The organism is Streptococcus rupicaprae (assembly GCF_040545225.1).
Classification (GTDB): Bacteria; Bacillota; Bacilli; order Lactobacillales; family Streptococcaceae; genus Streptococcus; species Streptococcus rupicaprae.
Genome location: NZ_JBEPLO010000003.1, coordinates 76,087 through 89,422 on the forward strand (window position 1 = coordinate 76,087; position 13,336 = coordinate 89,422).

Here is a 13,336-nt window from a genome sequence, read left to right on the forward strand (position 1 = left end):
ATGAAAGAAGCCTATATGTTAAATGAATTTATTAACTTTGAGATTATTTCTCGCAGCAACTGGCAAAAGTTGCACCGCAAAACCACTCCTCCCTTAACTTCTCAAGAGTTGGAATCTGTCAAGTCCCTAAATGACCAGATTAGCCTTCAGGATGTGACGGATATTTACCTGCCGCTAACCAGCTTGATTCGTATCTATAAAAAAGCCAGCGAGGACCTCTCCTTCTCCAAAAGCCTCTTTATTCAAGAGCAAATCCGCCAACGACCCTTTATCATAGGCGTCTCTGGTTCAGTCGCTGTAGGCAAATCTACGACCAGTCGGCTCTTACAAATGCTTTTGTCTCGAACCTTTAAAAACGCCCGTGTTGAACTGGTTACCACCGATGGTTTCCTCTATCCTAATGCCGTTCTTAAAGAGAGGAATCTGATGGCTCGTAAAGGCTTCCCTGAATCCTATGACATGGAACTTCTGTTAAATTTCTTGGATAACATCAAAAATGGCCAAGAAGTCGAGATTCCTATCTATTCTCATGAGACTTATGATATCTTAAAAGACCAGTCACAAATCATTACGGCTCCTGACTTTTTAATCGTTGAAGGCATCAATGTCTTCCAAAATCCTCAAAACCAAGGCCTCTACATCAGCGATTACTTTGACTTTTCTATCTATGTAGATGCTGAGCCAAAGGACATTGAAAATTGGTACCTGGAACGCTTCACCAAACTGCTCGAATTGGCTGAGCATGATCCAAACAACTACTACCATCGCTTCACCAGACTTCCTTACAGCGAAGCGATTCAAGTGGCCAGAGACACCTGGCAAACCATCAATCTCCCAAACTTGCAACAGTATATCCAACCTACGCGCAGTCGAGCTGAAATCATTCTCCATAAGTCGGCCAACCATAAAATTGATAAAATCTTGCTAAAAAAATAAATAATGCTTGTCAAAGCCCCTAAATTCAGATATAATGGTATGGTTAGATTAAGATGGAGGTGAAAACATTGGCAAATATTAAATCAGCTATCAAACGCGCTGAAAAAAACGTTTCTCAAAACGCAAAAAACTCAGCACAAAAATCAGCGATGCGTACTGCGATTAAGGCTTTCGAAGCAAATCCTTCTGAAGAACTTTTCCGCGCTGCTAGCTCAGCGATCGACAAAGCAGAAACTAAAGGCTTGATCCACAAAAACAAAGCTAGCCGCGACAAAGCACGCCTTGCTTCTAAATTGGCTTAATACTGTCAACCACCGCATGGTGGTTTTCTTTTATCTCTTGGAGGTTTTTATGAAAATTGCGATTCTGGGCTACTCTGGTAGTGGAAAATCCACCTTGGCCAAGACCTTAGCCCACCGCTATCAGACCCCTAAATTGCATCTTGATACTCTCCAATTCTTACCTAACTGGCAGGATCGCCCCAAAGAGGATCTAATTACTGATCTGGGGGAGTTTATGGATTCTCACTCTTCTTGGATTATAGAAGGAAATTATAGTTTTGCGCATTATGAACGCCGATTGGCAGAAGCCGACCAAATCATCCTACTTCTTTTCCCTCGCTACTCATCCCTCTGGCGGGTCATCAAACGTTATTGGCAAAACAAGGGACAGGTCCGAGAGGATATGGCAGCAGATTGTCCAGAAAAATTAGACCTAGAATTTATCCTCTGGGTGCTTTACCATGGACGAACCCGAAGCGCTAGGAAGCGTTATAAAGCAATACAAACCCAGTATCCTGATAAGATGATCACTCTTAGGAGCCAAAAGGCTATTGATACCTTTCTTAAGGAACTATCGTCTTAGAGTGACTAAACATCGTATTTTTTCCAAGTGTATTTAAAAGGCCTGAGTCTTCTCTAAAACTCAAGCCTTTTTATGCTAAATTTATAGATTGTTAAGCTGCCTTACTGTAGCAATCATACTCCATGAAAATCCTTGTTTACATCTGGTTTTCTATGAGTGTTAGTATTTTAAAGCGGTAATCTCACTTCAAAAACAGTCCCCTTAGGATATCTATCCTGAATAGTGATTTGCCCACCCAACCGATCAACAATTTGCTTAGCTAGAGAAAGCCCAAGACCTAAGCCACCATTCTGGCGAGTTCTCGCCTTGTCAACACGGTAAAAACGATCAAAAATCTTCTTTTTATCTTCATCAGCAATTCCAATTCCATTGTCCTCAACAGTGATGACCAACTGCCGATCACGAAGACGTGATACCATATAAATATCACCGTCATCTTCCGTGTATTTGACCGCATTGTCAAACAAGATAGTCAAAACTTGTTTCAACAGCGTAATATCCATGCGAATCGTTTGCCGTACCAAATTATGCCCTACAAACCGTTTGCCCGTCTCATCTGCAATCAGGCTGTAATTGTCGAAAGTTGTCTCAAAAAACTCTGGCTGAATATCCTCTATAGTAACTTGGAAGTCACCATCCCGCCTGGCAATATTTAGCAGATTAGTCGTTAAAATCCTCATATTTCGAACTTCATCTAAGCTAGAGGCAATCGCTTCAAACTGATCCATAATGGTTGCTTCTGGTTTTCGAAAGAGGGCTTCCAAACGGTTTTGCAAAACTGTCAAAGGGGTCCGTAATTCGTGACTAGCATTCTCTACAAAGGCTTTTTGCTTTTCATAAGCCTCACGAATTGGCCGAATGGTCAATACAGTCAAAGCAACTGAAGCTAAAATAGAGATTAACCAAAATGATGCCATAACCACCATGACAATTTTCTTATTCTCTGCATTCATCAGTTTCAACTGACTAACGTTAATCAATAACATCGCATAGGTGATGTTCTCAAACCCCTCATCTTCAGAAACTTTAGTGACAATATATCGATAATCATCTATCCTGTCAAACGTTGTTTTAACTGAGACTTCTCTAACAGTATTCAAATCAGAAAAATTGGGTTTAATTCCATCTAAACCAAGGGTTGAATCATTGTCACTAACAATAGTATACTCATCATCAAACAATATCACATTGCTGTTTGCAGGTGCTCGGAGAATTTGATCTGAACCGCTTGGATTATGATTCTCATTCTTAGGATCTGCCTTAATTTTAAATTCACTAATATCAGGTCCTAGGATAGAACGAACTTGAGCTAGAAGAATGATCTTTTCAGGTTTTTCAGCAGATTGCAGAAGAGCCTCATCCGTTGTTCGATAAAGGGTCGCTGCCATGATTTGTAAAATAATCACAGTCATTATGAGAAAAACAAAACTAAAGATACTAGTATAGCGGAGAAAATAAGCGAAGGTATCTGACCTTAGCATTTTTCTGAATTTATCCCTCATGTTTTAAAATATACCCCACACTCCTTAATGTCGAAAGATTCGACTCAAATGTAGTCCCTTTTAACTTTTTACGAATTTTAGACATATAAACTTCTACAACTGAAACGGTTGTATCACTGTCAAAGCCCCAAATACGGTCAAAAATTTGGTTTTTGGGCAAAATGACATTTTGGTTTTGGAGGAAATAAATCAGCAAATCAAATTCTTTGCCCAAAAATTCTACTACCTTACCATCAATCTGAACAGTATTGGTAGACAAATTAACAGATACATTACCATACGAAAGCTGATTCTCTGTCAGTTTTCCGGAACGTTTCAACAGCGCTTGAATCCGCATTTTGAGTTCTTCTAAATAGAAGGGTTTGGTCAGGTAATCATCTGCCCCCAACTCAAAACCGTGCCCCTTATCGTCTAAACTCTCCTTAGCCGTCATGATTAAAACTGGCGTGAAAATCCCTTTTTGCCGCAGTTCTTTAAGAACTGTAAAACCATCTTTTTCAGGCAGCATCAAATCTAACAGGATTAAATCATAAACACCAGACTCCGCCTCGTACAGCCCTTCTTCACCATCAAAAACCTGAGTAACATCAGCAAAATCCTCCAAAAAATCAAAGACCGAATTCGAGAGGTTTAAATCATCTTCCACTAATAAAATTTTAATCATAACACTGTCTCCTTTGCTTATTTCCTTATTATAGCATGTTTTTTCTAAAAAGGCTGTTCCAATACTAAATCATTGAACAACTCCCTACTCTAGTTTACTCAAGTTTCCTTAAAGAAACCTCATCCAGTTTAAGACGCGGTCTTAAGAATATGGTATACTATCAGAAGTATTTCCCTTAAAAGGAGTTTTTTGTGTCTGAATTTCATCATTTATTTCCAGAAGCAAGGCGCCTGAGCTTTCCTCCAACTGATACCGATTTAGCTCTACCTTTGGAAGATGGGCAATGGCTGAGCTTTGACCCAGCTCTACTCAGTCCCCGTGAACAATATCTGATTCAAGCCGCCCAACATGCGAAAGCCTCAACGGATTCAATTACCCCTTGGATGGCTTACTTGGTTTATGGGCAGGGACAAGCCCCCCAATCATCAAAGAATCTCCAGTGGCTCCACGTCCATCTCCATCATCCTCAGAAAGATCTGATCAAGGATTGCCAAGAGAGCCTGGCAACTTTCTTTCCGAACAGGATTTCCTTTTTTAGTTTAGGTACAGATGATTTTTGTTTGGTTTTAAACCAAGAGACTTACTTCCAGGTGGAAGATCTCCTCAAGGAAACCTTGCCCAGTCTAGAATTTGACTTTGGAATGAAAATCTCGGTTGCCATCGGTCAAATTTGGCCTGATTACCTGGAAGATAACTGGCCAAGTCTTTTTCAACTAGAACAAAATCTCTTTCAATACTTGCTCCGAACAGCTAGACATGAGCAAGTTACCAGTTTTAGCCAGTTACTATTGTCCAATCAAAGGCAAAAAGAGACCAGTAAGCTCTATCAATTCCTTGCCCGCCTCATTACCCATCATGAGGATTTAGCAGAGACCATTCTCTCGCTTTGGAGTACCCAGGCTGTTCTGACAAAAACAGCTCAAAATCTTTATATCCACCGTAACACCTTACAATATCGCTTGGACAAGTTCCAAGAACAGACCGGACTTTCGCTCAGAAATATGGATGACTTAGCCGTCTGCTACCTTGCCCTTCTTAATCGTTAATCGTTCTTGTGCAAGTTGCACAAGAACGATTACTTTTTTTCAATCAGCTTGCACAAGAAAATAAGAGCGTTTTCATTTATAATAAATTTATAATCTTACAAGGAGGAACCTTTCATGGTCCAACTCAAATTAAACAATATTTACAAGCGCTATGAACGTAGCGACCACTACTCTGTTGAAAATTTCAACCTCGATATCAAAGACAAAGAATTTATCGTTTTCGTCGGCCCTTCTGGATGCGGGAAATCAACTACTCTTCGTATGATTGCTGGTCTTGAAGACATCACAGAAGGTGAGTTTTACATCGATGACCAACTGATGAACGATGTGGCTCCAAAAGATCGCGATATCGCCATGGTCTTCCAAAACTATGCCCTTTACCCACACATGACAGTTTACGATAACATGGCCTTCGGTCTTAAGTTGCGTAAATATTCCAAGGAAGATATCGACCGTCGCGTGAAGGAAGCTGCTGCCATCCTTGGTTTGACTGAACTTTTGGACCGCAAGCCTGCAGACATGTCTGGTGGTCAACGCCAGCGTGTAGCCATGGGACGTGCTATCGTCCGCGATGCTAAAGTCTTCTTGATGGACGAGCCACTCTCTAACTTGGATGCCAAATTGCGTGTCTCCATGCGTGCTGAAATCTCTAAAATTCACCGCCGTATCGGAGCTACCACTATCTACGTTACCCACGACCAGACTGAAGCTATGACCTTGGCAGATCGTATCGTTATCATGAGCTCTACCAAGAACCCTTCTGGCACTGGTACTATTGGCCGCGTTGAGCAAATCGGTAGCCCTCAAGAACTTTATAACGAACCAGCCAACAAGTTTGTTGCTAGCTTCATCGGTTCTCCTGCCATGAACTTCTTCAATGTTAAACTCGAAAATGGTGTCCTAACCAACGGTCGCAACTTTAACATCACCTTGCCAGAAGGCAAACGTAAACTCTTAGAAGAACAAGGCTACAATGGCAAAGAGATTATCTTTGGAATCCGTCCTGAAGATGTCAAAGCTTCTGCTCTTGAACTAGAAGCCTATGCAAATTCTACCATTCATTCTGAAGTCGTTGTCTCTGAGCTCTTGGGCGCTGAGACCATGCTCTACAGCAAGATTGATGACACTGAGTTTATCTCTCGCGTAGATGCCCGTGATTACCATCAACCAGGTGAAATCGTAACACTTGCTTTCAACATGAACAAGGCACACTTCTTTGATGCTTTGACAGAAAAAGCTATCCGTTAATTATGGCTAACGATATCTTTAGGCTCCCTAAAGAATGCAGGCCTCTCAAAAAGAGGTCTGTTTTTACTTACCACCAAATGATAGACAACAGAAAATACTCCAGTCGCGTTAGCAGTTTATTTCTCAAAAAGGATATGGTATCATATGAGAAGGCCATAAAGTGCCTATTAGTCTAATTTTGAAAAGGTAAGTTTAATATGGAAAGAATAACTGAGCCCCTCTTTTTACAATCAACCATGCATGAGAAAATTTGGGGAGGAAATCGACTACGAAAACTCTTTAACTACGATATTCCTAGCGAGACAACCGGTGAATATTGGGCCATTTCTGCTCATCCCAACGGCCCTTCTACTGTCATCAATGGTTCATTGGCAGGACAGACTTTGGATCAAATTTATAAGGACCACCCTGAACTCTTCGGCCATCCGACAAGTCCTGTCTTTCCGCTTTTAACCAAAATTTTGGATGCCAATGAATGGCTAAGCGTCCAAGTCCATCCAGATGACACCTACGCTCTAGAGCATGAAGGAGAGCTCGGAAAAACCGAGTGCTGGTATGTGCTCCATGCTGATCCTGGTGCCCAAATCATCTACGGTCATCAAGCACGGACCCGTGATGAATTGGTAGAGAAAATTAATGAAGGCGCTTGGGAGGAGCTTCTAACCTATACTCCTGTCCAGACGGGAGACTTTTTCTACGTGCCTAGCGGGACCCTCCATGCTATTGGTCCTGGTATCCTGATTTTAGAGACGCAACAGTCCAGCGATACGACCTACCGTGTCTATGACTTTGACCGCTTGGATGATCAAGGGAAGGCCCGTCCCCTTCATATCAATCAATCCTTGGATGTGCTTAGCATAGAAAAACCACAAAACAGCACACCTAGCCATGTCCATATTGACCATCTCTCCTTGACCACTTTGGTGACAAATCCCTTCTTTACTGTTGAAAAATGGGATATTGATGGGCCAATAACTGTCCAGCAAACAACCCCTTACAGCTTGATATCTGTCATTGATGGTTTAGGTATTCTCATTTGTGACGGCCAAGAATACCCCATCAAAAAAGGCGATCACTTTATCCTGCCTACTTCTATTCAAAAATGGTCTTACACAGGAAATCTATCCCTTGTTGTCAGTCATATCTAGATTGTCCTATAATACTGAAAACCTCCTCTTGATTTTAGCACCAAGAAGAGGTTTTTCCTTATACAGTATAGCGTTATTAACGCACAGTACGAACACGCATGGTGTTGGTAGATCCTGCAACACCGACTGGTACACCAGCAACGATGATAATATTGTCACCTGATGCTACCAAACCAGCTTTGAGGGCTTCTCTTTCTGCCAACTCAAACATGTCGTCGGTAGTGTTTGGACGATCTGTAACAACCGGGATTACTCCCCAGTTTAGAGTCAAGCCACGTTGTGTTAACTCATCAAAAGTAACCGCTAAGATATCTGCATCTGGACGGTATTTTGAAATAGCGCGTGCAGTATAGCCAGTTTCTGTCACAGTAACAACCAATTTGATGTCCATTGAGTGACAAGCGTCTTTAACCGCTGAGGCGATTACCTCTGTCTTACCTGAACGCTCGAACTCAGAAGAATCCAAACGCCCATATTCGTTCAAGAGACCTTGAGCGTTTTTAGCGATTGTTGCCATGGTACGAACAGATTCAACTGGGTACTTACCGTTTGCTGACTCACCAGAAAGCATGGTCGCATCAGTACCATCAATCACGGCGTTGAAGACATCTGATACTTCTGAACGTGTCGCACGTGGTTTCTCAGTCATGGTTTCAAGCATGTTGGTCGCAGTGATTACGACTTTACCAGCAGCATTCACTTTTGTGATAATCATCTTTTGATAAACTGGAACCATTTCAAATGGTACTTCAATCCCCATATCACCACGGGCAATCATGATACCATCAGAAGCTTCAATGATTTCATCCAAATTATCAATCCCTTGCTGGTTTTCGATTTTAGCAAAAAGACGGACATGCTCGTTACCTGTTTCTTTACAGATTGCACGCACAGCGTTAACATCGTTGGCAGTACGCACAAAGGAAATCGCAATAAAGTTCAAGCCATTTTCCAAACCGAAGCGAATATCTGAATCATCACGCTCTGCAAGTGCAGGGAAAGGAATGTTGGTGTAAGGAATATTCACCCCTTTTTGCTTACCAATAAGACCATCATTTTCAACTTTTACGATGAACTCATGAGTTGCGATATCTTTGTCGATAACTGTCAGACCAAGCTTACCGTCATCAACCAAGATTTGCTTGCCGACTTCAACATCGTCATAAACATCCAGACCACCAGCAACGTTCAGAGCAATCACTTCGCGAGTTGACTTGAGACCTTGTTTAGTAGCAACACGAATCACTTCGCCAGTCGTGTAAGCAAAGAAATCTTCTCCACCTTCAAAAACTTCTGTACGGATTTCAGGTCCTTTTGTATCCAAAAGGAAACCAACCTTGCGGCCAGCGATTTCTTCAGCACGACGAACCGTCGCCATACGAGCCCCTTGCTCTGCGTGGTCACCGTGTGAGAAGTTGAAGCGGAAGGTATTGGCACCTTCTTCGATCAGTTTAGCGATGGTTTGAGCAGATGTTTCCACATCCAATGGCTCACCCCAGTAACCTGATTCACCATACTTCTTACCACCGCGAGTTTCTACCGCAGGTCCAAGGGTTGCAACGATTTTGACACGTTTGTTCATAAGTTAGATAAACTCCTTTTTCATCTAGCCCCTAGGGCATTTGTTGTATACTAATTGATTAAACAGATAACGATTCATTGAGGGCAATCAGTTTCACATCTGCCTGATGTGGATTGTTGACAATAATCTTACGATCCTCACCTAAACTAAAGAGTGCGCCTTCTTCAGCTGAACCGAGAATTGGGTTGGTCACGATCTTCTCATCGCGAATGCCAACTGCAACGCCACCAATGCCTTGCTTCAGCAATTCAACAGCATGCGCACCCAAACGAGAAGCAAGGACACGGTCACGAGCAGTTGGTGAACCACCGCGCTGGGTATGGCCGAGATCTGTAAAACGAAGGTCTCCAACATAGCCCGCCGCCTTCAAATCTTCTGCAAACTCATGACTCGGCTTAACCCCTTCAGCCAAAACAATAATATGATGGTTTTTACCATTGGCGAAACCAACATTGATATTCTCAACCACCTTTTTAATGTCGTAAGGATGCTCAGGGATGATGATTTGATCTGCACCAGAAGCGATACCTGACCAAAGGGCAATGTCGCCGGCATTCCGTCCCATTACTTCCACGATAAAGGTTCTACGGTGGCTAGAAGACGTGTCACGCAGCTTGTCAATAGACTCCATCGCTGTATTAACAGCTGTATCAAATCCGATGGTAAAGTCTGTTCCGACGATATCATTATCAATGGTACCTGGTACCCCAACAGCTGGGAAACCGTGCTCTGTTAAGCGCATGGCACCGTGGTAAGAACCGTCACCACCGATAACAACCACACCTTCAATACCATGCTTTTTCAACTGTTCAATCCCTTTTAGTTGACCTTCTAATTGGGCAAATTCAGGATAGCGCGCTGAATACAAGAACGTTCCACCACGAGAAATCTTGTCTCCGACAGAACGAGAGTTGAGTGGGAAGATTTCTCCTGCCACCATGCCGGCATAACCATGCTGAATCCCATAAACTTCCATACCTTCAGAAATGGCTTTTCGGACGACGGCACGAGCTGCAGCGTTCATACCAGGGGCATCACCACCACTGGTTAAAACAGCAATACGTTTCATTTTTTATTCTTGCTCCTTTTTTCATTCTAACTTATTCATTATATCATAATTCGCTTGATTTTGCTGGCTATTTCACGTTTTTTTAGTAAAAAATCGTTTTCACATTGAGTTCTCTTAAAGCCTCTATCAAGGTATCCGTTTTCTGAACACCTAGGTGCTTGGGCAGTAAGGTTTCCTTGGTCTCCTTGTAACGCAGAACAACTGGAATAGGTCCGGTAAACTTCTGTAGAATAGCCGCTACTTGTTGGTCTTGCCTGTGATTATCCAATTGAATCCAAAACTTCTCCGTCGGAAGCTCTCCGACATGATCCAAGAGCATTTGCAGCTGACCATCACGCTCCTGAATTTTCCCGGAAAAATAGTAGAAGCCTCCTTCTTTCAGATGATGAAACCATTGGCGATAGGCTTCTGGAAAAACGGTAATTTCCAAGACATTCTGAGTATCGCTGACCTTCAGAAAAGCCATTTGCTCCCCCTTCTTGGTTCGGATGACCTTGGCCTCTAAGAATTCTGCCAATACGGTGCTTCGGCCTTCTGCCACCAGCTCCCGAATCGGTGTATATGGCAAAGCAGCCTCCTTGGCTAATTGGATCAAGGGATGGGGACTCAAGCCGATTCCCATGATTTCTTGTTCTTGGTGGAACTTCTCCACCTCTGTAAAATCATCAACTTCTGTCCAGCTATAGGCCATATCTGGATTGTCATCAAAAAGATTAGCCTGACCTAGTTTATTGTGCTCCCTGAGGCCCTGGTAGTTGCTGAGCACCTTGTTACGATTAGACTCAAAACGATCAAAGAGACCTATTTTGATGAGAGGTTCCAGCTGATTTGGCTTGGCAAAGTTGTCTGGCAAGCGTCGCATAAAGTCTTCGATGCTCTGGAAAGGACGATTTTCAATCAACCAATGGGCAAACTCCTTGGACAAACCCTTGATATTTTTCAATCCCAGATGGATGGCTCCCTGATTAAATTTGTCATAATATGGGACGGTATTGAGATGGAGCTTGGCCACCTTGAAGCCAAAATTAAGCGCGTCTTCGATATAGTCACTGCTTGAAAAATTGAGCATCACATCAAAGAAAACATCTGGAAAATGAGCCTTGAAATAAGCCAACTGGAAGGCCAAGGCTGAGTAGGCATAGGCATGGGAACGGTTAAAGCCATAGCCAGCAAACTTCTCCATCATGGCAAAGATTTGCCTAGCCTTTGGTTCGTCATGTCCGAGAGCTAAAGCACCAGCCAAGAACTCATCTGCCATGGCTCTCATCTCTTCAGGTTTCTTCTTCCCCATGGCCCTTCGTAAAATATCGGCCTTACCAAGACTGAATCCAGCAAAACGCTGTGCAATCTGCATGACCTGCTCCTGATAAAGCATGATGCCATAAGTCGGCCCCAAAATATCTGCAATGGCAGGATCCAGCAAATCAACTCTCTCTTGCCCCCTGCGTCGCTTGATAAAATTATCAATATAATCACTTGCTCCTGGACGATTGAGGGATGTCGTCGCAACGACGTCCTCAAAACAAGTTGGCTTGACGCGCTTGAGCAGAGAAATAGCCCCTGCAGCTTCAAACTGAAAGATACCCTTGGTTTGACCACGTGCAAAAAGAGCTAGGGTTTCTGGATCTTCTAAGTTTATCTTAGCAATATCGATAAGTTGTCCGTACTTCTCCGCCACGCGCTCCTGCATTCTCTGCACAAAGGTCAAATTTCTCAAGCCGAGAAAATCCATCTTCAATAGGCCGTTGGCTTCTACTCCATGCGCATCGTATTGGGTCAAAAGCATCTCTTCTCCCCATTTGAGAGGAATACGATCCGTCAAATCCTCATCACTCATGACCACACCTGCCGCATGGATCGAGGTCTGTCTGGGCTGACCTTCGATAGCCTGTGCTAATTGAAAAGCTCGTTGGTACTCTGGTTTGCTGACAATGGTTTGCCTCAAGCTCGCATTGCGCTCATAAGCTGAAGAGAGACTATCTCTAAAGCCGATTTTCCGAGTCAAATGGGTCAATTCATGCTCGGCCAAGCCATAGCGCTTAAACACATCTCGCAGGGCCTGCTTGGCCCCAAAGGTCGAAAAGGTCACAATTTGGGCGGCGTGCTCGCTGCCATATTTCTTTCGCACGTATCGGAGAAACTCCGGCCGATAAACATCGGGTAGATCAATATCAATATCTGGCATGCTAAACCGCTCAAGATTGAGAAACCGTTCAAATAGCAAATTCTTAGCCACTGGATCAATCCCTGTGATGTCTAAAGCGTAGGCTACGAGACTTCCTGCTGCTGAACCGCGCCCCATGCCCATATAATACCCTTGACTACGGCCAAACCGCAACAAGTCCCAGACGATCAAAAAATAATCGTCAAAGCCCATCTGGTGAATGACATCAAGTTCTGTCTCCAGACGCTCTTGATAAACAGGACCTGTCAGACCTTTTTCTTGCAAACCTCGATAAGTAAGCTCCCGCAATTCCTCGACTGCTGGACGCTCACGATTGAACCGTGGCAAGACCAAGTCCCGTGGCAAATCATATGAGATCGTCTTAACGAGAGCCTCCAGATTCACAAAAGCTTGAGGAAAGCGTTCTTTAAAAATGGCTTCTAAGGCTGTCGGAGCGAGGAGACTTCCCTCCTGTAATACAGGTGGCGTATCCTGCAAGAGCTGGTTGTCCCTAATGGCATGGAGCATGTGAAGAACTTGGCGCTCACTGTCTTCGAAATAACGTACTGTGTGTAAGGGTAAAATAGGATGCTTGTAATCTTCTACTGGTGTATCTTGAAAGATGCCCAGGTAAAAGGGAAAGCCCAAATCAAGGTCATCAACTCCCTCTGCATAAGGCAAGATGACACAGACTTGCTCCAAGAAGGATCGGTAGTCCTCCAAGGATGACTCTCCCATCATTTTACGGGTAGATAGTTTCATTAAAGATCGATAGGCAGCTGTATCCTGGGCTAGGGCATAAATTTTCAACGGTTGATCTTGAAATTTCAGAGTCAGCTCCACCCCTAAAATCGGCTGAATATGGGCTTTTTGACAGGCTTCAAGAAAATGAAAAGCGCCGTACATATTGTCAATATCCATTATCCCCAAGGCCTGATACCCCATGGCCTTAGCCCGGTCAACATAGGCTTCAATCCCGACCACACTGTCCATAAAGGTATAAACCGTCTTGGTATCTAATTGGACAACCATTGCCATCACTTCCTCTCTAAATCCGTCACTTCTGACCGTTTCTTAACCACGTCTTTGCATTTCTTATATTATACCAAATTC

The 13,336-nt window shown here is 43.3% G+C and carries 11 protein-coding genes; 6 read left to right on the top strand and 5 right to left on the bottom strand.

Going from position 1 to position 13,336, the window contains the following annotated elements:
- The first annotated feature begins 15 nt into the window (after nucleotides 1-15).
- Genes coaA through ABID29_RS02090 form a run of 3 tightly spaced genes read left to right on the top strand, consistent with a single transcriptional unit; the run spans nucleotide 16 to nucleotide 1,800 of the window.
- A complete protein-coding gene (gene coaA, locus ABID29_RS02080) occupies nucleotides 16-936 on the top strand; it encodes a type I pantothenate kinase (protein WP_354364057.1) in 921 nt (306 codons plus the stop codon).
- Between the two features lie 53 nt (nucleotides 937-989).
- Entirely contained in the window at nucleotides 990-1,238 is a 249-nt protein-coding gene (gene rpsT, locus ABID29_RS02085) for a 30S ribosomal protein S20 (protein ID WP_354364059.1), read from the top strand.
- Between the two features lie 49 nt (nucleotides 1,239-1,287).
- Nucleotides 1,288-1,800: a DNA topology modulation protein gene (locus tag ABID29_RS02090; RefSeq protein WP_354364060.1), complete on the top strand. Its 513-nt coding sequence runs from the start codon at nucleotides 1,288-1,290 to the stop codon at nucleotides 1,798-1,800.
- A gap of 167 nt (nucleotides 1,801-1,967) precedes the next feature.
- On the opposite strand, the gene ABID29_RS02095 is transcribed toward ABID29_RS02090, so the two are convergent.
- Both ABID29_RS02095 and ABID29_RS02100 read right to left on the bottom strand, forming a co-directional pair.
- Nucleotides 1,968-3,212 carry a sensor histidine kinase gene (locus tag ABID29_RS02095; protein WP_354364141.1) on the bottom strand — a complete coding sequence of 415 codons (1,245 nt, stop codon included), beginning with the start codon at nucleotides 3,210-3,212 and terminating at the stop codon, nucleotides 1,968-1,970.
- 79 nt (nucleotides 3,213-3,291) lie between these two features.
- On the bottom strand, nucleotides 3,292-3,966 hold the full coding sequence (locus ABID29_RS02100) for a response regulator transcription factor (RefSeq protein WP_354364061.1): 675 nt from the start codon (nucleotides 3,964-3,966) through the stop codon (nucleotides 3,292-3,294).
- A 191-nt stretch (nucleotides 3,967-4,157) separates the two neighbouring features.
- Between ABID29_RS02100 and ABID29_RS02105 the strand changes: the two genes are divergently transcribed.
- The 3 genes from ABID29_RS02105 (at nucleotide 4,158) to manA (ending at nucleotide 7,408) form a co-directional block, all read left to right on the top strand.
- Entirely contained in the window at nucleotides 4,158-5,012 is an 855-nt protein-coding gene (locus ABID29_RS02105) for a PucR family transcriptional regulator (RefSeq protein ID WP_354364062.1), read from the top strand.
- 114 nt (nucleotides 5,013-5,126) lie between these two features.
- Nucleotides 5,127-6,260, top strand: a complete 1,134-nt coding sequence (locus ABID29_RS02110) for an ABC transporter ATP-binding protein (protein WP_354364063.1) — start codon at nucleotides 5,127-5,129, stop codon at nucleotides 6,258-6,260.
- A gap of 206 nt (nucleotides 6,261-6,466) precedes the next feature.
- Entirely contained in the window at nucleotides 6,467-7,408 is a 942-nt protein-coding gene (gene manA, locus ABID29_RS02115) for a mannose-6-phosphate isomerase, class I (RefSeq protein WP_354364142.1), read from the top strand.
- Nucleotides 7,409-7,484: 76 nt separating this feature from the next.
- On the opposite strand, the gene pyk is transcribed toward manA, so the two are convergent.
- The 3 genes from pyk to ABID29_RS02130 all read right to left on the bottom strand — a co-directional run bounded on the left by pyk (nucleotide 7,485) and on the right by ABID29_RS02130 (nucleotide 13,255).
- A complete protein-coding gene (gene pyk, locus ABID29_RS02120; protein WP_354364065.1) occupies nucleotides 7,485-8,990 on the bottom strand; it encodes a pyruvate kinase in 1,506 nt (501 codons plus the stop codon).
- 58 nt (nucleotides 8,991-9,048) lie between these two features.
- Entirely contained in the window at nucleotides 9,049-10,059 is a 1,011-nt protein-coding gene (gene pfkA, locus ABID29_RS02125; RefSeq protein ID WP_354364067.1) for a 6-phosphofructokinase, read from the bottom strand.
- 82 nt (nucleotides 10,060-10,141) lie between these two features.
- Nucleotides 10,142-13,255, bottom strand: coding sequence for a DNA polymerase III subunit alpha (locus ABID29_RS02130; protein WP_354364144.1), 3,114 nt, complete (start codon nucleotides 13,253-13,255; stop codon nucleotides 10,142-10,144).
- Nucleotides 13,256-13,336: the final 81 nt, after the last annotated feature.

Coding starts and splice junctions, on each gene's coding strand:
- ABID29_RS02130 (WP_354364144.1), bottom strand. CDS start 13,255: ATGGTTGTCCAATTAGATACCAAGACGGTTTATACCTTTATGGACAGT.
- coaA (WP_354364057.1), top strand. CDS start 16: ATGTTAAATGAATTTATTAACTTTGAGATTATTTCTCGCAGCAACTGG.
- pyk (WP_354364065.1), bottom strand. CDS start 8,990: ATGAACAAACGTGTCAAAATCGTTGCAACCCTTGGACCTGCGGTAGAA.
- pfkA (WP_354364067.1), bottom strand. CDS start 10,059: ATGAAACGTATTGCTGTTTTAACCAGTGGTGGTGATGCCCCTGGTATG.
- ABID29_RS02090 (WP_354364060.1), top strand. CDS start 1,288: ATGAAAATTGCGATTCTGGGCTACTCTGGTAGTGGAAAATCCACCTTG.
- ABID29_RS02095 (WP_354364141.1), bottom strand. CDS start 3,212: ATGACTGTGATTATTTTACAAATCATGGCAGCGACCCTTTATCGAACA.
- ABID29_RS02100 (WP_354364061.1), bottom strand. CDS start 3,966: ATGATTAAAATTTTATTAGTGGAAGATGATTTAAACCTCTCGAATTCG.
- ABID29_RS02110 (WP_354364063.1), top strand. CDS start 5,127: ATGGTCCAACTCAAATTAAACAATATTTACAAGCGCTATGAACGTAGC.
- rpsT (WP_354364059.1), top strand. CDS start 990: ATGGAGGTGAAAACATTGGCAAATATTAAATCAGCTATCAAACGCGCT.